The following is a 613-nucleotide window of genomic DNA, read 5'->3' as shown; positions in this document are numbered from 1 at the left end:
TGCACGGCGGCGCCGGGCCGTTCCGCTCCGCAGAGGGACGCTGGACCATCCGGGCGGGCGCCCCGAACAGATCCGCTGATCGGGAAACGACGTATGTGGAGGTCAGCGGCCACCTAGTGCCCCGCGGACCGTTGACCGGCCTGCTCCTCTCGGGCCCCGCCCGCGCCCTCGCGCGGCGGGCAGCACGCGCTTCGCTCGCTGACCTTGCCGCGTACGTCGAGAGGCCGAGCAGCTGACCGAACCGTGTGGCCGACTCGGTCCGTCGTGCCGGGACAACGCCAACGAGAAGGGCATGTGGCAGACCGGGCTGTGTTGTCACTGGTCCACGGGTGTGGCTTCGAGGATGGCCTTCAGGCGAGCAAGGTCGTTGTTGTTGGCTCGACGCATGGCACGGGCCATCAATGGTGCTCCAAGCCGTGAGAACCCCGATGGTTCACCGCGGTTGCGCAGCGTCATCTTCGTGTCACCGTTCGGTGCAGGCCTCCACTCGTAGGTGGTTTCCATCGGGAAGGGGCCTTCGGCCGTGCGCATAACGAAACGTTCGTCTGGAACCAGTTCTACGACCTCGTAGGTGTAGGTCAGACGCCGACCGAGGAACTCGGCGATGAAAACG

At 66.4% G+C, this 613-nt stretch carries 1 protein-coding gene; it reads right to left on the bottom strand.

Annotated elements, in window-relative coordinates; genetic code table 11:
- Positions 1-315: 315 nt before the first annotated feature.
- Positions 316-613 (bottom strand): SRPBCC family protein (locus tag HM984_RS17475; protein ID WP_179350126.1); only part of this gene is annotated, 298 nt, incomplete at its 5' end.

This window comes from Winogradskyella pacifica (assembly GCF_013403915.1).
GTDB lineage: Bacteria > Bacteroidota > Bacteroidia > Flavobacteriales > Flavobacteriaceae > Winogradskyella > Winogradskyella pacifica.
This window is presented reverse-complemented; position numbering and strand designations above follow the sequence as displayed.